Genomic DNA, 18,292 nt, shown 5'->3' with positions numbered 1-18,292 from the left:
AACAAGCTGCGCGTCCGCAACATCGGCTGGCCGCGCCCTTTGCCGGAAATACGCCGAAAGTCAAGAAATCACGGTGCGAAGTGCCGCTCAGCGGTCGTCGGTTACCGCCACGAGGCGATTGAGGTTGGAAATGCGACACTTCGCCCCGGCGCGCGACAGCAGGCGATCGCGATCGACACACAGCTTACCGTCGTCATTTTGCTCGACATAGAAACCGAGGTAGAAATCGCGCGGGCTGCAGCTTTTCTCGAGCTCGGCAGTGATGATCTGGCGGTTGCGCATATACATCACCAGCCGGCTGTCACGGTCGGATACGCCGATGATATCGCTCGCATCGACGCAACTGCCGTAAGGGCGTTCGACGAGCCGCGGCGGCGGGGCCTGGCGCGGCAGTTCGGTCAGAAAGCTGCGCCGCATGCTGCTGGGCTGCGGGCTGATTCGCAGGATAACGCGGCGCTCGATCCGCACCTGGTTGGCGACCGGTATGCCGCGGCTGTCGGTAAATCCGGTCCAGATGGTACCGCGTGCCGATAGCGCCTCGCTATCCAAACGGGCGCCCTGTGACACGTGCGCCTGGTGCGCGACCGCACCCTCCCCCGCGCCTGACGGCGTGCCCAATGCGACGAGCATGGCAAAAAGGGGAGACAGCAGGGGCATGCTTCGTTCGAACGCTCCTCGGCCGCAGGTCGATTAACGTGCGGGAAGTTATGGCGTTGCCTGATGCGCCCCCACGCTTGAATGCGGGCTTAATTGTTCTGGCCCGATTGGCAAGTGGTGGCATTCGCCCGCCCATCTATGGCAAGGATGCCGCAAATGAACGCTACCGACACCTTTCGCGCCGCCGCCTCCGACATCCTGGGACCACGCGGGTTCACCTGCGATCCCGAACTAGTCGAACCTTGGCTAACCGACTGGCGGGGACGGTACACCGGCAAGGCGGTCGGGCTGGCCTCGCCCGCCTCGACCGACGAACTCGCCCGGTTCGTCACACTATGCGCAGCGCACCGAATTCCGATCGTCCCGCAGGGCGGGAACAGCGGCATGTCGGGCGGCGCCACGCCCGACGAGAGCGGCACGAGCGTATTGCTTTCGCTGCGCCGAATGGATGCGATCCGGGATTTTGATGTCGCTGCACAGCAAATTACCTGTGACGCAGGCGTGGTGCTCCAGACGCTGCACGACACCGCCGAAGAGCGAGGCTTGCGCTTTCCCCTGACGCTTGGCGGCAAGGGTTCGGCCACCGTGGGCGGCCTCATCTCGACCAATGCCGGGGGAACGCAGGTCCTGCGCCACGGCACGATGCGCGCGCAGGTGCTCGGGATCGAAGCGGTGCTGGCCGATGGCGAAATTTTCTCCGGCCTGATCCCGCTCAAGAAGGACAATCGCGGCTTCGATCTCAAGCAGATGCTGATCGGGTCCGAAGGGACCTTGGGGATCATAACCGCCGCGACCCTGCGGCTGGTGCCGCAGATCGGCGAACGTCGCGTTGCCTGGGTCGGCCTGCCCAGCATCTCGGCAGCACGCGAATTGCTGCTCCACTGCGAGAAGGTCGCGGGCGACGCGCTAGAGGGGTTCGAGGTGCTGCCCCGCCATTGCCTCGAATCGGTCCTGGCCCACGTTCCTACCGCGCGAAGCCCCCTGGCGGGCACGCATGAATGGCATGCGCTGGTGGAACTGGTCGCAGACCCGGGTGACGCAGGACAGCTCGACAAGCTGGTCGCCGAGGTGTTCGAGAGTGCGATGGAGCACGGCCTGCTCGAGGATGCCGTAATCTCAACCAGCGAGGGACAGGCCGAAACCTTCTGGCAGATACGCGACAGCATCTCTGCGGCGGAGCGCGCGATCGGTCCGGCGATGCAGCACGATATCTCGGTTCCGGTGGCACGGATGGCCGAATTTGTAGAAACGGCGGCTCCGCAGGTGGAAAAGCGGTTTCCCGGCACCCGCGCGGTCGGGTTCGGCCATCTGGGCGATGGCAATATCCACTTCCATGTTCTCGCCCCCGCCGGTGCCGTGCGCGGCGAATGGGAAATGGGCGACGGGAAAGCGATCAGCGAGTTCGTCCATGACCGCGTGACCGACTTCGGCGGATCGCTCAGCGCGGAACACGGCATTGGCCAAATGAAACGCGATGAACTCGGGCGATTGGGCGATCCGGTGGCGCTCTCGCTGATGCGCAAGGTCAAGCAGGCGCTCGATCCGCAGGGGATACTCAACCCGGGCAAACTGGTGCCGCTTGCACCGCACGCCGCAACGCCGTAAAGCGCCCGCTTCGTGTGCTTGCCCATCGGGTTTGCCGCTCAATTCAATCGAATTTCGGAGAGTTCCATGGCCAGCGCGCCGCAGCCCAATCTGCCCCTGTTCTTCAAAGACCTGATGCCGCTCAACAGCAAGGACCATGCGAATTACCGCTCGCGTCCGATGACCAAGGCACCGTGGCTCGCCAAGCAGCATGCCGTGCCGCTGACGGTGGACGAGTTCGTCCAGGCGCAGCGCGATATGCCGATCGTCTTCTCGACCGGCCCCGAAGCTGTGCCGCTGGCGCTGATGGGCCTCAATGACGGCGTCAACACCTTCGTGGACGAAGAAGGCACTGTGACCGAGCAGGTCTACATCCCCGCCTATGTCCGCCGCTATCCCTTCATGCTCGCACGGCTCAAGCCCGACAGCGAGGACCTGTCGCTGTGCTTCGATCCGACCGCGGAGAACATTGGCGAGTTCGAAGAAGGCCAGGCCTTGTTCGAAAATGGCGAAGCCAGCGAAGGCACCAAGCAGATCCTCGAGTTCTGCGAGCAGTTCGAACATGCCGGCCAGCGCACGCAGAACTTCATGAAGGAACTGAAAGATCACGACCTTCTCATGGAAGGCGAAATCTCGATCACCCAGCAGGGCAGCGACAAGCCGTTCGTCTATCGCGGGTTCCAGATGATCAATCAGGAAAAGCTGCGCGAACTGCGCGGCGACCAGCTGCGCAAATGGACTGAAAACGGCCTGCTCCCGCTGATCTGGGCGCAGATCTTCTCGATGGACATGATGCGTACGATCTTCGGCCGCCAGCTCCAGCAGGGCAAGGTGCCGCTGCCCGACGCCGCGACTTCCGGTGTCCCGACTGCCTAAAAATCCGAGCAAGGGTGCGCGTCTTGCAGTGAGACGCGCGCCCTCGCCCAGCCCCTTGCGCGCGGCCGCTACCTGTGCGGCGCTGGCACTGGCGCTTCCGGGGATACAGGCGTCCGCGCAGCAGGACTCCGCCGAGACACGCGAACTGCAGCCACTCGAAGTTTTCCAACGGAGCGAAGACCTGCTGTTTCGCGTCGGCTATCGCCTGGCGACGGCCAACGCCGATTTCTGCCCTCAAACCGTGCGGGTCTCGGGCATGCTGATCCACGACGCGGAAAGCTATGGTGACCCGGTCGCCGTGCGCCGCCTGTTCGGCTTGCATGGCGACATCGGTGTACAGGCGGTCGCTCCCGCGTCTCCGGCAGCCGCAGCTGGAATAGAACGCAACAACACGATCCTGACCATCAATGGCCAGACAATAGCGCAGGACTGGCCGAAAACCGATCCTCGCTGGCAGCGCGTGTTCGGCCTGCGTGATGCAATCGATGGCGCACTCGCCCTGGGGGCGCTGGACATCACCTGGCAGACACCCGGAGGGACGATCCGTACCGCGACGATCGAAGGCGTGGACGCTTGCCCGACGCGCTTCGAACTCATAGATTCGAAAAGCAGCGCTGCCGCGGATGGCGAGCGCGTGCTTGTCGGCGAACGGTTTCCCGGCCTTGCTTATGAGGAAGCCGCTTTCGCGGCAGCGATTGCGCATGAAATGGCGCACAATATTCTTCGTCATCCGCAAACCTTCCGCGAGATCGGCTGGAAGCGGAAGCTTGTCCGCTTGTCCGAACGCGATGCCGACCGCCTGATGCCCTGGTTGCTGCAAAACGCAGGCTACGATCCGCAAGCGGCGATCGCTTTCATGCGGCGCTGGGGTCCCAAGCATGGCGGATGGATCTTCCGCAAGCGCTCGCACGACGGGTGGGATGAACGCGTTGAATTCATCGAAGCGGAACTGGCGACGATCGAGGCGGCCAAGCAGTCGAGAACGGACGGGCGCGCCGATTGGTCGACGTTCTTCAAGCAAGAGCTACCAAGAGAACTTCCGGAAAAGTGACACATTTGGTGATTACGAAGTAACACCGCCGGGCGCTTCCCCTTCCAAGCCTTGTCGACTTCTGCCAGAACCGCCCCGAACGGACTAATGGAGAACTCCTTGCCCACTATCGTACCAGTCGTACTGTGCGGGGGGAGCGGCACCCGGCTCTGGCCGCGTAGCCGCTCGGCGAAACCGAAGCCTTTTATTCCGCTTCTCGGCGAGCAGACACTTTACCAGGCGACGCTCCAGCGCTGTTCGGATCGACGCCGGTTTGCGCGTCCGCTGGTGGTGATCGGTGAGAAACATTTGGAGTTTGCCAAACCGCAAGCGGCGGATATCGCGCCCGATGCGGAGTTCGTCGTCGAACCCATGGGACGGAACACGGCGCCTGCGATTGCGCTGGCTGCACTAGCGCTCGACAAGGACGACATCATGCTCGTCTGCCCCAGCGACCACCATATTATCGATCGCCAGGCGTTCGAAGCCGCCGCCGAGGCTGCCGCCGAGTTGGCGAGCCGGGATTGGCTGGTGGCCTTCGGCATCGAGGCGACCGCGCCCGAGACCGGCTATGGCTATATCCGTCGCGGCGAACCGCTTGGCGGAGGCCACCATGTGCACAGCTTCGTCGAAAAGCCCGACTTGGAAACCGCGCTCGGCTTTCTCGCCCAGGGTGGTTACGCCTGGAACGGCGGGATCTTCGCCTTTCGTGCGGGCCATTTCCTGTCCGAACTCGCCAAGCATCGTCCGGCTATGGCCAAGGCCGCAACCGCGGCCTTCGAAAGCCGCGCCGCCAGAAGCGAAGACTTTCGTCCCGACCCGGACCATTTCGCCACAATCACTCCGGAATCGGTCGACTACGCGATCATGGAAAACACCGATCGTGCAGCCATGGTCGATGTTTCGATGGGGTGGTCGGACATCGGGAACTGGGACGCGCTGCTGCAGCAGCGCAAAACTCCCGGCGATGATAACGTCATCGTCGGGCCGGGGGAGATCATCGGTGCGCAGGGCGCAATGATCGACAGCGATGGACCGCATGTAACGCTGATCGGTGCTGACAATATCGTCGTGGTCGTCGACGGCGAGGACATCCTCGTGACCAACCGCAATGCGGTCCAGCGTGTAGGAGAGGCGAGCCGGTGCAAGAACCAATGATCCGCAAGCTTCCTACGCGTTTCGTAGACAAGGTCTGGGGGGTAAAGCGGCTGCCCGCCCCCTTCCCGCACCCTTCTGACCAGCCTATTGGCGAAGTCTGGTTCGAACCTCCGCCCGAGCTCGACCAGCTGCTGGTCAAATATATCTTCACCAGCGAACGGTTGTCCGTTCAGGCCCATCCCAGCGACGAACAAGCCGAAGCGATGGGCCTCGCAGACGGCGGTAAGAGCGAGTGCTGGGTCATTCTCGATGCCGAACCGGGCGCCTCCATTGCTGTGGGGTTCCGCGAGGACATCACTGCCGAAGACATGCGCAAGTCCGCCCTTGACGGGACGATCGTCGACAAGCTCGTCTGGCACGAGGTTCAGCGGGGCGACGCCTTCTACATCCCCGCAGGCACGGTCCACGCCATTGGCGGCGGGATCAGCCTCGTCGAAGTGCAGCAAAACAGCGACATCACCTTCCGCCTGTTCGATTATGGGCGACCGCGCGAACTCCACCTGGATCAGGGTGTCGAGGTCGCGACCACCGGACCCTACCCGCTCGATCTCAGCACGCGGATGGATGACGACGCGGGGCTGTTGGTCGATGGCCCCCATTTCCGGCTCTTCTATTGGCAGAGCGACACATTGGCCCCCCTGCCCGCAACCGCGCAGGCACCGTCCATCGTGATACCGTTGTCGGGCGAAATCATGCTCGATGGGCAGCGGCTCGGCGCTGGAGAATGCGCGCTGGTCGAGGACTTCGGCTCGACATCGCGCGTGGGGGATAGCCTGCTCCTGATCGCCCAGCCGACCGCGTCCTCCTGACGAGAAACTGACGGGATGCTCTCGCTGCGCGCCGAACGGTGTGCACCGTAGCCCCAACCGACCCTTGAAATTCGCACGACCCCGCTCCATTTTTATTGTGCCGGCTGGGCCGCCCCTCATGGCCCCCCGGTAGATGCACGAGAGTGCATCTCCTCCCTGAACCTTGGCCACCCCGCGCATATTGCGTGGGGTGGTTTTTTGTGGACGGGCTATTCCGCGGCCTGCGCGATGTGGCCCGGCCGTCCCATGGTCGCAACCTCGGCCCCCAGGGTGCGCACGAGGCCGGCAATCAGCTTCGCAATCGCCCCGACCCTTGCGCTGGGCTGGTCGAGCCGGGCATCGAGATAGGTGCTGCGGCAGACCTCGATCTGCACCGCGTGGATACCCCGTGCCGTCTGGCCGTAGCGATCGAGCACATAGCCGCCCGAATAGGGGCGGTTATGCGCCACCCGGCGGCCATGGGTCGCCAGATAGCGGATCGCCAGGTCGACCAGCCCGGGATCGCAGGAGGCACCGAACCGGTCGCCGATGACGAATTCTGCCGGGTGATCCTGCGGATGGCTGCGCTTGAGCGGGGGCATCGAATGCAGATCGACCAGCAGCGCGACACCCCAGCGATCGCGCAACCGCTCAAGCTCGTGAGCAAGAGCGGTGTGATAGGGAGTATAGATACCCTCGATCCAAGCATCGAGTTCGGCCTTGGCGAGCGGTCGGCGCCAGATTTCGCCCATGCCGGGGATGCGCCGCGGCACGATGCCGAGACCGTTGCGCGACCGGCGATTGGCCAGCGAATGCCGCACCGGCCGGGGCTTCGCGCCGCGCACCATGCCCCAATCGACATCCTCGACCGAACGGTTGAGATCGATCATCGCCCGCGGTGCCTCGGCAAGCAGCAGGCTCGCTCCGGTGGCGGAGGCGACCGGCTGTGCGACGGCATCGATATGGCGATCCTCGAGTCGCAGACGCGCCTGGTCGGGATCGCGTAGCGCAGCCAGCACATCGTCGGGGTAGGCACGCCCGCAATGCGGTGCGGCAATCAGAATCGGAATGCTGGGCTCGCCACACCGGAACAGGTTGTAGGACGGCCCCTGCCGCCCCGGGATCTTGCCGCCCGACAGGTGCTCGACACCCGTCGTTGCTGCTGCCTGCCGTTCGCTCATGCCGCATCGTCGGGCGCGCGCCTCGATTAAGCAAGCGCAGATTTCCTTCCGCTGCGGGGAGTTTTCGATCGTCCCGCCCCGGTAGCCAGCATGTGGGACGTCATTCTCGCTCATCCCGACCCATCAGCCCTACCCGCCCATTAACAATGCTTGTTTTGGATACATGCTTTTTTAAAGCACGCGCGCTAAGCAGTTGGCATGACCGAAACAACGACCCAGCGAATCCTGCTCGCCGAGGACGACGATGCCATGCGCGTCTATCTCGAACGCGCGCTCGTCAATGCAGGCTATACAGTCGACTCGGTCGATCGGGGCACTGCGGCCATCCCGCTGCTCGAGGAATGCGAATACGATCTGCTGCTCTCGGATATCGTAATGCCCGAGATGGACGGGATCGAACTGGCTCAGCGCTGCAACGAGGTGAGCCCGCATACGAAGGTCATGTTTATCACCGGCTTTGCCGCGGTTACTCTGAAAGCCAGCCGCGAACAGCCGCACGCCAAGGTCCTGTCGAAACCTTTCCACCTGCGCGACCTCGTGCTGGAAGTCGAACGGGTACTCGAAGACCGTATCAGCGCGCGTTTGCAATAGCTCCCAAATAGGGTCTTGCATGGCTTTCAGCGCCCCGCTAAAGGGCGCGCCTGCCCCACGAAAGGGGCACCCGATGGTGCGGGCGTATAGCTCAGTGGTAGAGCACTATGTTGACATCGTAGGGGTCGCAAGTTCAATCCTTGCTACGCCCACCATCGAAGCCTTCGAGGCATGAAAAAGCCCGCCGGAAACGGCGGGCTTTTTTTGCAATCATAGTGATCTTGGCGGCTTTCAGCTCCTGTACGAGAACCGGGGCGCCACTACGGGTATCGGGACCACGGTCCTGCCTCGCTCAAACTTCCAATGCCTTCATGATATCGAGCACATGGTTGTCCCAGGATAGATTATCGAGACACCATGCCCGCCCCTGCGTCGCGATGCGCTGCCGGTACTTTTCATCGCTGACAAGTCGCTCGAGCGCGCCAGCAATTTGCTCGACACTACCGCCATCCACGATCAGGCCCGTTTGATCGTCTTCGATGAAGTCCGAGGGACCGCCATCTTTCCCAACAACCGCAGCAGCGCCGAATGACATAGCGTCGGCGATCACCAAGCCGAATCCTTCGATGTCCAAATCCGACACCGCAGCGACCTGCGGATGAAGGAAGATGTCGGTGTTCTTGAAGTTTTCTATAACCTGGGAATCCGGCAAATAGCCGGTCATGCGCACATGGTCATGCAGTCCCAGGCGATCGATCGCCGCCCGGATCTCGTCGGCAAGAGGGCCCGTCCCGGATATCACGTATTCGAAAGGAACCGGGAGGCGCTTGTCCTTGAGCAATGCGATCGCGCGAACCGCATTGAGCAGGTTCTTACGCTCCACCAGGCGGCAGAAGCTATATATTCGGACCTTCGAGCGATCGAAAGACGGGGTGTGCAGGCATGCCTCGCGCCTGTACGAAAGTCCGTTGAACGAGACGATCCTGCCCTTGGAATTTTGTAGTTCGGGAAATTCCTGCTGCAGCCTGGCGCCAGTATAATCCGAAACCGATGCGACTAGGTCGAACCGGGGCAAAGCCCGGCGCAGCACCGGCCGGAGGTAAATCGGATTGATCAGGATTTCCCTGCCGTGGACAGTCACTGCGGTCCGCGGAGTTCGGCCCCATGGCAGTAATGCCACGCCTGCCCTCCACGTTGTCGCATGACAGAACGTGAAACGGTTCGCACGGGTTTGCGACCGTGCAGCGCGCGCCAGTCTGGCAAGGACCTTCGGCTGGCTTCCCGTACCGACGTTGAGAACGTCGATTTTACCTTCCGGGTATTTGCGAGTGGTCCAACCGCTTTCGCCGGGAAAGCTGGTCAGCACCGTGGGGGTTACACCGCATCGAAGGTAAGCTTGGGCTGTGTGTTCGCTGTAACTTTCCACCCCGCCCACGACCGGGGGGAATGCCTTGGCACAGATCAGAACGGATTTTTCGGTGGTTGAGCTCATCATCTGACCAAATCGATATGCATGATACGGCAGCTTGCCAATTTTCGATTACGTAGCGCAATCAGCACCCTGCCCTCACGCAGGGCTCCGACACATCGCGAAGCCCATCATACTCCATGGGTAAGCGGTCGGACTCTCGATCACCGCAGGCCGATGCGGGAGATTGCGAGCTCTACCCCTCCCTGGCTTCCCCGCTCAACAGCGATCGAAGCGCTCAGGAGCAGAAAGGCACAATCGCTATCCTCGGCGAGCGGTGTGCTGGCAAGGGTCTCCCCCGGCCGAAGCTCAACCTGAGCCAGCATATTGCTCCGATCGCCTGCGCATGTAGCCGAGATCCGCAAACGCCCACCTTCGGGTGCCGGTCGCTCCAAGGCGACCTCCAGTTGGCTGCCGGATTTCTTGGGCGTTACGAGCTCCGCAAACGCGCCAAGCGCGCCCGGTTGAGCATCGACGATCAATGCCTCGCGCGTGTCATCGTAGAAGCTCGAAACCAGGCCCGATGATTGCAATCTCCATCCAACCGGACTGGTTACCGATGCGAGCGATTCGGGCGGAATCCGTTCGCTTTGTTCCCCCAGGGGCCGATCCTTGGCGGCTAAGGCGAACATGCTTTCGAAATAACCCAACCGTCTGAGATTGCGATAGATCTCGGCCTTGCGCTCGCTTGGTTGCTCTGAGAAATCGATTCCCGTTTCCTCGAAGAACGAGCCCGCATTCTGCAGCGCAATCTGGTTGCGTGCGAACTCGGTCCAGAAATCCTCTTCCCAATCGGGATGGGCGCGGATTAGCTGCCCAATGCGATCGCGTCCCTCGCGCAAAGCGAGCAAGCCGACAAATGGCGCAATTGCCGTCGAACGCAATTGCCTGCTCGTGCGAAGCCCTTGGTCGAAGAAGGTGATCATCGCGTCCACTCTTTCGCCGCGTGCGAAGTTGTGAACCAACCACATGTTCGCGACCGCGTCGCGCTTGTTCATGGTACTGGCGGACACGAGAATATTCGATGCCCGCTCGGGATCGGTTTGGGCGATCCCGCCGACCGCCCAAACCCTCACAGGGACAGGATCGAGGGGGCGAAGCGCGCGAAGCGATTGCGCTTCTGCGAGGACCATATCGGAGCTTGCGGGGAAACCCGTGTTGCCGTTCTCTGCTTCCGCCGATGCAGCCAGACGAAAATTCTGGTCGAGCGCCCGACTTCGGACCTCGGAATTTATCGTCGCGTCCAGAGTACGGGACATCGACAGCGACAGATTGCCGGTTTCGGAGGCCGCGTTGACGAACCCAGCCCCTGCACACACCAATGCGGCTATGCTTACGACGATCTTCCCGATCATGGCCGGGGCCGCAAATCCCCGTTGGCTCATAGCTTTTCGTTGTCCGAGCTCTGGCCATAGCCATAGCCATAGCCGTAGCCATATTCCGAACCGTAGCCGTATTCGGAATTGCGTTCATCGACCTTGGTAAGGATGCCGCCCAGGATCCGACCACCCATGGACCGCATACGCTCGATCGCGCTCGACAGCTGGCGAACACCGGCACGGTTTGCCTCGATGATATATACGATGCCTTCGACCTGGCTTCCCAGGACCGGAGCGTCCGCGATCCCGAGGACCGGCGGGGCATCGATCACTACGAAATCGTAGGCACTGCGCAGTTGCGTCAGCAACTCGCCGATCCTGGGACCCGCGATGAGCTGACCGGGATTGGGCGGGATCGCTCCAACGCTCAGGATGTCGAAATTGGGGCCAATGTCCCGCTGGATCAAAGTGCCAAGAGCATCCTGGCCGGTCAGGAACTCGACCACCCCACGCTCGTTCGGCACGCCCAGCCTCTTGGCCACCGACGGATTGCGAAGGTCCAAGTCGACCAAAATGGTCTTGCGGCCACTGCGCGCAAGCCGGTGGGCCAGCGCATAAGACGAACTGGTCTTACCTTCACTGGGCACCGTGCTCGTAAGCATCAGGGTCTTCGGGAAACCTTCGGAAGTCGACATATCAAGCAGCACGCCGGCCGACAGATAGGCTTCCGAAATGGCACTCTTGGCGTCGGCAAGCTCGTCCAAGGGGTCTTCCGCATCGGTTTTCGGAATGACACCCAGCAGGGCGATGTTCAGCTTCTGCCTCACATCCTGAGGATCCCGGACGCTGCGATCCATCTCTTCGCGAGCGAACAGGACTGCACCCGAAACGCCGATACCCAGCAGAAAGCCTAGAGCAAGGTTGAGCGGCAGATTCGGACTGGAAGGTTCGCGAGGGATACGCGGCGGATCGACAAGTTGCACATTGCTCGCTGCAGCCCCTGCAACACCGATCTCCTTATAGCGCTGAAGCAGGCTGTTGTAGAGTTCGCGGTTGGTGTCGACGTCGCGCTTCAATATGTTGTACTGAACAGTGGCGCGCTGCTCATCATTATAGATGGAGCGTAGTCCTTCGACTTGCGCCTGCAAGGCTTGCTCGCGCTGTTGCGCCTGCATCAGGTTGCGCCGCAAGTCGGCCTGCCCGGTACCGAGCGCATCGGCGATCGAACGATCGAGCTCAGCAATCTCGTTGGTCAGCGCCTCGACCCGGGGGTAACCAGGCTCGAATTGCGTCAGAAGGTTGGCCTTCTGCGCTGCAAGCTCCGCACGCTTGGCACGCAGCGTATTCGCCACAGTATTACCTTGCTGTTGAACACCAGCCTGCAAGGCACTTTCCGCAGCAATACGATCGGCTCGCGCGCTGTTCAACGCGTCGTTCATGCTCGCCAGGTCGGACGCCTTGAGCGTACGATCATTCCCGGTGGTCGCTTCACTGTTCGAGAGCGATACGATTCCGCTCTGCGAAGAATAGGTAACGAAGGATCGCTCGGAATCTTCCAGGCGCGAGCGCAATTCTGCGAGCTGCTGCTCGAGAAATCTGCGTGCATCGTCGGTGGCGGCAAACCTCCGCTCCATCGAAGCCGCAACGAATTCGCTGATCCAGGTCGAAGCGATTCTCCGCGACAGTTCCGGAGACGGGCTCGTGAAGGACACATCGGCAAGGCTCGACCCGACAACCGGTTCGATGGAAATAAGTTCAAGGAGGAGCAGCGAAGTCCGCTCCATTGCGAGCCGCTGGTTGCCGGACCGGATTTCCCCATCATCCGGGATATTGAACGCGTCGATGAAGGCCTCGTCGGCCGGCAGGTTCAGCTTACGCGCGACGCGTTCGGCCAGGGCCTCGCTTTCGAGAAGCGCGTACTGTGTGCGATAGAACTCGTCGTAATTGAGTCCATCCCCCGCAGGCTCGACTCCCTCGACGTCCGATACGTTCGCTTCGATCCTGTTGATCTGGATACGCGCGGTCGAGGTATATTGCGGCGTTGCGAGCAGAGTCAGCACCAGCGCTATGGCGACCGCGGCAATTATGATCGCACCGACTATCAGTCGGTTTGTCCAGAAAACCCGCCAGATGTAGTGGAAGATCGATGGTTTCTCCGGCCCATTGCCGGGGCCTTCAAACTCGGCCGCCTCATACGGTCCCGATGATGCTGCAGTCGCCATATTATCCTGGGTTGTCACCTGAACCTACTTTCGAAATGTTGGCTTGCCGCGATCAAGCGGTGCGGGAAAGCAAGACGAGCGGAGTGGTCAGCAAGTTGGTAACGCCCTGGATCGTATCCAGGAATCGCCGGGTCTGGGATTCGTCAACCACCACCCTATCGCCGGGATAGACGCTTGGATCGGCGTAGTTTCCGCGCCTGATCGCCCTCACATCATATAGCCCGACATACTTCTGACCACTTACCTCGCGAAAAACGATCACGGTCGTGACCCTCGCAAAGTCGTTCTCACCGCCAGCAACAGCGATCGCCTGGGTCAGTGTCTGGTCGCGATAAACCGGATATATTCCGGGGCGCCTGACCTGCCCGTCGAGCGTTATCGCGTTGCTCGTCGATTCAACCAGGTTCACGACCACGTCGGGATCCCTGAGATAGTTCTGTCGCATCCTCTCTTCGAGGATGTCCGCCAGTTCGACGGGAGTAAGGCCGGTTGCCTTCACGGCGCCTGCCAGCGGAACCGAGAGGAAACCCTGTGCATCCACGGACAACTGGCGAGTCAAATCGGGCATCCCGACGACCTCTACTTCGACCTTATCGAGCGGTCCCAAAGCATAGAGAAAGCTGCCGTCGGCGCCGACCTTCTCGGGCTGAGGCATCGCGCCCGCCTGGACGTACTCCACCGTAGGGGCGAGCCCCAACTCCGGAGGGCCGCTCGAGCACCCTGTCACGGCGAAAACCGCCGCAGCCAAAACAAATTTCGGATTCATAAAGGTCCTCAAGTTCATCGAGAAATTGCCCCAGGCAAAAGAGGTCGATCGCGCCCTACCCAATTTTCCGATGCCTTTCGAGATCAATGCTAGAGACCGCCAAAAAGCCGGTCAAGATTGCGAATACCAACTGCCCCAAGGGGGTTCTCGTGGGATAGTCAACCAGCCCGGCGATTAGCCACACCCCGAGCGCCCCGCAAAGGTAGACGGCAAGGATCCGTGCCTTGCCGTCGCCAGCGCGCCAAAGGCGCAGTAGCCGCCGGACAACCCACACCAGAGCCGCAACGAGGAGAAGCAATCCCGCCAGCCCGGTTTCAATAACATATTGCAGCGGCTCGAAATGCGCCTGGTTTAGATAACTTGTGCTCAAATTTTCGACGTTCTCGTATCCGTAGAAAACGCTTTCGAACGCGCCAAACCCGATACCCTCGAGCCAATGGTCCCGCATCATCTCGAAAATCTTGGGCAGGTAGATCCAGCGCAGCTCATTCGCCGGATCGGATTCGAACAGGCGGGTAAGCGCGGTCTGCCGTTCGGTGATGGCCAGATAGCCGAAGACCATGGCCAAGGCCGCCAGTACGCTGCCACCCAATCCGGTAATGGCCAGCCTCACGCGCCGACTTGATCCCTGCCACGCCCGATTGAGCGCTGGCGCCTGCCAAAGCATTACCGCACAGACCACGCTTACCGGTGCACACAGCAAGAGGCCTGCCCGTGACCCGGTGACGAACAGCAGCGGATAGATGAGGAACACGAGCGCGAGACCCGATGCGAGACGGAGGCTGGCCCGCCGGTCGCGCAGGTCGATCCGCGTGATCATGTAGCAAACTGTCAGCAGGAGCCAGTTCAGCAGCACCGCCTGATGATTCTTGTTCGCGAACAAGCCGACCGGGTGATGGCCGTGTGTTACGCGGTAGAAGTACAAACTGTCGGCGCCGAGCGCCTGCAAATAGCCAACCACCATGCTGAGCACGCCCATCGCCAAAATCGGAGGCAGTATCCAGCGTCGCTCTCGGTTCCATAGCAAGCCGACGAACCCCACCGCTACCAGCGGCACGAACATCGAAAAGAACGCATTCCAAGTTCGGCTGGGCTCGAGACTGAGCGGACGCCACACGTCCTGCATTCCAAAAAGCTCGTCGAGTTGCGCAACACCTTCCCGACCGGGCAGCGAACTCCAGATCACCGGCGGTAAGGGGACGAGTTGCAACAGCGCAATGACCATCAGCGAGCCGATGAACAGCAACGGGAAACGGACCGCTTTCAATTCGTCGGCCGAAATCCGCCAGACGATATAGATCAAGAACAGGGCAGCCAGCGGTCGCAGCAGCAAAAGCGACAATATGTCGGGCCGCGAACCGCCGCCGGTCAGACCAACGAGCAGGATGAAGGCGAAGTAGATCGCGAGGTGCAAGCGTCGGTCCTGGAAAAAACCGCGGAGTCCCTTTGTTGACGCCGCTTTTTTCTTGGAGGTCGTTCTTGATCGCCTACCTGCCGGACGCGATCCGGATCGATCCACGCTGACGGTCGATGACATGATCTTTGCTTCCCGTTCCGTTCTACGTCAGCCCATCCCGTGCGCGACGATGATGCGCCTGTAGGACACATCGGGCTGAAATCGCAACTCGATTACACCACCAAACGTTTGCTTTTACACTATCAGAACCGCTCACCCGCTGCGGCGAAACGCCGATCAGTCGACGTTAACTTAAATATCCCGCCACGACGGCCCGGCGCCTTGCGCCGTTCCCTTAGCGTTCATGCCTGCGGGGTTTTGGGCATGATAATCTCCGAGGCCGACGCAAATCGTTTTGATCATCCCGCTCAGATCTGCACCTGTCGTGTCATCCCGAGGCGGCAACGCGGCAAATATTCCGCCCACTGCAACAGCCCGTTTGTGGGCCCCGCTCACGACTTCAGCGGCCTCAAGTTCGAGCGTAGCCGTAGGCCTCGATGAGATCGCCCATTTCGGCATCGCATAGCTCGACGAGTTCCGCCGGCATCTCGTCGCGCCAGCCACCCGCCTTGCCTTTTCGCATTGTAGGTGTGGGGCCGGTTCCCATCCCCGCCATTTCGTCCACCTTGCTGCCATCGATGCCGCAGAGATCGACAATGCTGCGCAAGGCGTCACGCTTCCTTTCGGCGGTGCCTCCGCCTCGTTGCCCCACCAGATCCTCGAAACGGACCGCGAGCGTACCCGGACGGTCAAGCCACGGAAGATAGCCTTGCAGGGTCGCCCGCAGGGGACGAATAAACGGATCGGCGTTACGGCCGACGATCAGGGAGCGAAGCCGGTCCTTGTCGTTTTCAAGCACCTCGGCAAGGTAGGGATGCAACCGATGCCTGCGCAGCCCCATCGCGTAGTGCAGGCGCGACAGAACGATGTCACGCGGGTCTCGGGCGATGAAGATACTGCATATCTCCGCCCCCGACAGAATGTCCTCCAGTTCCTTCGACCAGTAGAGGTGCGCGGAGAACATTTGTCCGGGCCTGACCGTGGAAATAGCGCGCTCGGTCTTGGGAAGGTTCACCATCGGAAATCCGAGCTCGTTGCTCGTCCCCGGCATACCGAGCCGATCGATATCGAGATGAAGGCGGGAATTCTGGAGATCGGCCAGTCGCTCGAGCTCGGCAGTGAGCAGGTGGGTCCCCGCCTTGGGGATACTGTTCACCAAAATCCGCGGCCCCCGACGCCAGACTTGGGCACGAGCATATGCGCGATAGGCAGCAATCAGGGTTTTGCGCAGGCTAGAGCTTTGTACAAAATGCTTCGACACGGTCAGGGAACACTCCGGAAATTCGGTGCGAGTTACAGGGCCAGCCTGCGTGAAGGCGGTGAATATGGACGTCATGGCAGCGAGGCAAGGCGGATAATTCAGCTGCCGTGCCGGTAAAGCTTCCGTACAGGTGGCCGAGTGCCTAATTCAGGAGACCCACGACCCATCCCGCAACTAAGGAAACCAACTGCATGCTTGGTGAAGCAGCCATCAGAACCGGATTTGGTCGTCGCGAAGTTCTAACCGGTTCGCTGGCCGCACTGGCGGTGACCTCCGGAACACTCTTCCTGGGTAAGCTGGGCATCGGCGGGCAGACTGCCGGTGATCTGACCGATGAGCTTGCGACGGCTCCAGCCGATACGATCGTGACCATCACCAGCGGTCTGTGGGCCGTATCGCGATCGATCCGCGTAGCGGCCAAGGTGCGGTTCGCGGGCGGGATCCTGCGCCCCGATGACGGGGTGATAATCGACTTCGATCAGGATATCGATGCGCCGCCGGGGCAGCATATCTTCGATTTGACGAATGTCCGATGGGTTCGCGGCGTCCAACAGATGGATAGCGCAAAACGGCAACAAACTCTCTGGGAAACCGGAGGTAATTTCCGCCTGCCTGGCATAGCCCATGCCAGCTGGTTCGGTGCCCAGACCGGCCCCGGACATGACAACACGCTGGCTTTGCAGTCGATGCTGGATAGCGGTGCGCGCGATGCTGTGCTCGACGGATTTTACTTGCACACGGCCAATTGGGTCGGAGACAACCAGCGTCTCCGCGGCCTTGCCCCCTTTGGTGAAGGCACACGGTCGGGACTGAAGACCGTGCCCTACGACCAGAGTTTCATCGAGCTGCTCAACAGGCCGAATCCCAGCTCACCCGCCGAAGACTCGTTCCGCGGCCTCTCGACCAAATCGGGCATCGAAACCGCTGCTTTCGCTGATTTCGAGTATGACGGATCCGCTCAGGAGCATTTCGACCACAAGACCCGGTATCGCAACTATTTTGCCGACGAATCCTCGGTTGCGGAAGGCGCAAAGTCTTTTCGCCGCCAGCTGATGCGTCAGGGCGGCATAAACATCGGACAAGGAGACAATGACGGCGCCTACCAGGCACCGCGTGCGACCATGATCGAGCGCGTGTACATTCACGACACGGTTCGAAGCGCGATCGTCGCCAACCGCGCGCCCGGGGTCACCATTCGGGACTGTCGTTTGGCCAACAGCGATGTCGACCATCTCATCTACGCAGATCGCAACCCCGACCTACTCGTCGAAAACGTTACTCTTTCGGGCTATGCCCACGGGGCAATGGTCGTGATCAGCGGTGGTTCGTTGCGCAATTGTGTTGTTCGAGACCTGTCGGCAAATCCGATCCCCGGTCGCGTCACGGACAGCATCGTCTGGCTACGCGCCGACTTGCCCGAACCTACGGAGGTTACCAATCTTGTCATTTCCGGCGCATTGGAGAAGCTGGGTAATGAGGATGTCCAAGCTAAGGTATTCAAACTGGCCGGCAAGCGAGCCGCCACTATACGCGGACTCAAGATAACGCATACCGGTTCTCCCACCGCCTCCTTTACAGTGTTCGGAACGCAAAAGAGCGCTAGCGCAATCCAGCTCGATGGACTGGTGGCACGAGACATGCCTGCCGGCGCGACCTTGTGGAACACGCCCTTCAACGTCAGCGACATTGTGATGCACAATATCGATTGGACGTGGAACGAGGATACCCGGACAGCGCCGTATCTGATGCGTTTCGGCAGTCTGGTTGGCGCCGATTTCAACAACATCACACTTAACGGCGCCAGTCTCGAAACCCTTAGCTATGTCGAGAGAAGAGCCCGTAAAATCGATACAGCGGCAATCAAGGCGAGCCACACCATCGGGCGGATGGTCGATGCTCCGGGTTTGTAACCCTGCTGCTCCAACAGACAGAATC

The 18,292-nt window shown here is 61.0% G+C and carries 15 protein-coding genes and 1 tRNA gene; 8 read left to right on the top strand and 8 right to left on the bottom strand.

What is annotated here, in order from left to right:
* Positions 1–87: 87 nt before the first annotated feature.
* A complete protein-coding gene (locus V6B15_RS04690) occupies positions 88–657 on the bottom strand; it encodes a hypothetical protein (RefSeq protein ID WP_334200212.1) in 570 nt (189 codons plus the stop codon).
* Between the two features lie 156 nt (positions 658–813).
* Here V6B15_RS04690 and V6B15_RS04685 point away from each other — a divergent pair, with 156 nt between their 5' ends.
* The 5 genes from V6B15_RS04685 to V6B15_RS04665 all read left to right on the top strand — a co-directional run bounded on the left by V6B15_RS04685 (position 814) and on the right by V6B15_RS04665 (position 6,114).
* Positions 814–2,262, top strand: coding sequence for an FAD-binding oxidoreductase (locus tag V6B15_RS04685; protein WP_334200211.1), 1,449 nt, complete (start codon positions 814–816; stop codon positions 2,260–2,262).
* A 66-nt stretch (positions 2,263–2,328) separates the two neighbouring features.
* On the top strand, positions 2,329–3,117 hold the full coding sequence (locus V6B15_RS04680) for a SapC family protein (protein WP_334200210.1): 789 nt from the start codon (positions 2,329–2,331) through the stop codon (positions 3,115–3,117).
* 28 nt (positions 3,118–3,145) lie between these two features.
* The gene (locus V6B15_RS04675) at positions 3,146–4,168 is read left to right on the top strand and encodes a hypothetical protein (protein ID WP_334200209.1); all 1,023 of its coding nucleotides are present in this window, start codon (positions 3,146–3,148) and stop codon (positions 4,166–4,168) included.
* A gap of 99 nt (positions 4,169–4,267) precedes the next feature.
* A complete protein-coding gene (locus V6B15_RS04670) occupies positions 4,268–5,305 on the top strand; it encodes a mannose-1-phosphate guanylyltransferase (RefSeq protein ID WP_334200208.1) in 1,038 nt (345 codons plus the stop codon).
* Complete coding sequence (locus tag V6B15_RS04665) at positions 5,302–6,114, top strand: class I mannose-6-phosphate isomerase (protein ID WP_334200207.1); 813 nt, start codon at positions 5,302–5,304, stop codon at positions 6,112–6,114. Before V6B15_RS04670 ends, V6B15_RS04665 begins: the two co-directional genes overlap by 4 nt.
* A gap of 209 nt (positions 6,115–6,323) precedes the next feature.
* Here the strand turns inward: V6B15_RS04665 and V6B15_RS04660 are convergent, their stop codons facing one another.
* Complete coding sequence (locus V6B15_RS04660) at positions 6,324–7,274, bottom strand: N-formylglutamate amidohydrolase (RefSeq protein WP_334200206.1); 951 nt, start codon at positions 7,272–7,274, stop codon at positions 6,324–6,326.
* 198 nt (positions 7,275–7,472) lie between these two features.
* Here V6B15_RS04660 and cpdR point away from each other — a divergent pair, with 198 nt between their 5' ends.
* Both cpdR and V6B15_RS04650 read left to right on the top strand, forming a co-directional pair.
* The gene (cpdR, locus tag V6B15_RS04655; protein WP_253515264.1) at positions 7,473–7,865 is read left to right on the top strand and encodes a cell cycle two-component system response regulator CpdR; all 393 of its coding nucleotides are present in this window, start codon (positions 7,473–7,475) and stop codon (positions 7,863–7,865) included.
* Between the two features lie 80 nt (positions 7,866–7,945).
* Positions 7,946–8,020, top strand: a tRNA-Val gene (locus V6B15_RS04650).
* A 137-nt stretch (positions 8,021–8,157) separates the two neighbouring features.
* Here the strand turns inward: V6B15_RS04650 and V6B15_RS04645 are convergent.
* From V6B15_RS04645 to V6B15_RS04620, 6 genes are all read right to left on the bottom strand, one after another.
* On the bottom strand, positions 8,158–9,300 hold the full coding sequence (locus V6B15_RS04645) for a glycosyltransferase family 4 protein (protein WP_334200205.1): 1,143 nt from the start codon (positions 9,298–9,300) through the stop codon (positions 8,158–8,160).
* Between the two features lie 137 nt (positions 9,301–9,437).
* The gene (locus V6B15_RS04640) at positions 9,438–10,628 is read right to left on the bottom strand and encodes a hypothetical protein (protein ID WP_334200204.1); all 1,191 of its coding nucleotides are present in this window, start codon (positions 10,626–10,628) and stop codon (positions 9,438–9,440) included.
* A 26-nt stretch (positions 10,629–10,654) separates the two neighbouring features.
* Entirely contained in the window at positions 10,655–12,814 is a 2,160-nt protein-coding gene (locus tag V6B15_RS04635) for a GumC family protein (RefSeq protein WP_334200203.1), read from the bottom strand.
* A 52-nt stretch (positions 12,815–12,866) separates the two neighbouring features.
* Positions 12,867–13,580, bottom strand: coding sequence for a polysaccharide biosynthesis/export family protein (locus V6B15_RS04630; RefSeq protein ID WP_334200202.1), 714 nt, complete (start codon positions 13,578–13,580; stop codon positions 12,867–12,869).
* A 55-nt stretch (positions 13,581–13,635) separates the two neighbouring features.
* On the bottom strand, positions 13,636–14,994 hold the full coding sequence (locus V6B15_RS04625) for an O-antigen ligase family protein (RefSeq protein ID WP_334200201.1): 1,359 nt from the start codon (positions 14,992–14,994) through the stop codon (positions 13,636–13,638).
* A 511-nt stretch (positions 14,995–15,505) separates the two neighbouring features.
* Complete coding sequence (locus V6B15_RS04620) at positions 15,506–16,432, bottom strand: sulfotransferase domain-containing protein (protein ID WP_334200200.1); 927 nt, start codon at positions 16,430–16,432, stop codon at positions 15,506–15,508.
* A gap of 116 nt (positions 16,433–16,548) precedes the next feature.
* On the opposite strand from V6B15_RS04620, the gene V6B15_RS04615 reads away from it, so the two are divergent.
* Entirely contained in the window at positions 16,549–18,267 is a 1,719-nt protein-coding gene (locus V6B15_RS04615; protein WP_334200199.1) for a hypothetical protein, read from the top strand.
* Positions 18,268–18,292: the final 25 nt, after the last annotated feature.

Source organism: Qipengyuania sp. Mu-71, from assembly GCF_036867055.1.
Classification (GTDB): domain Bacteria; phylum Pseudomonadota; class Alphaproteobacteria; order Sphingomonadales; family Sphingomonadaceae; genus Qipengyuania; species Qipengyuania profunda.
This window is presented reverse-complemented; position numbering and strand designations above follow the sequence as displayed.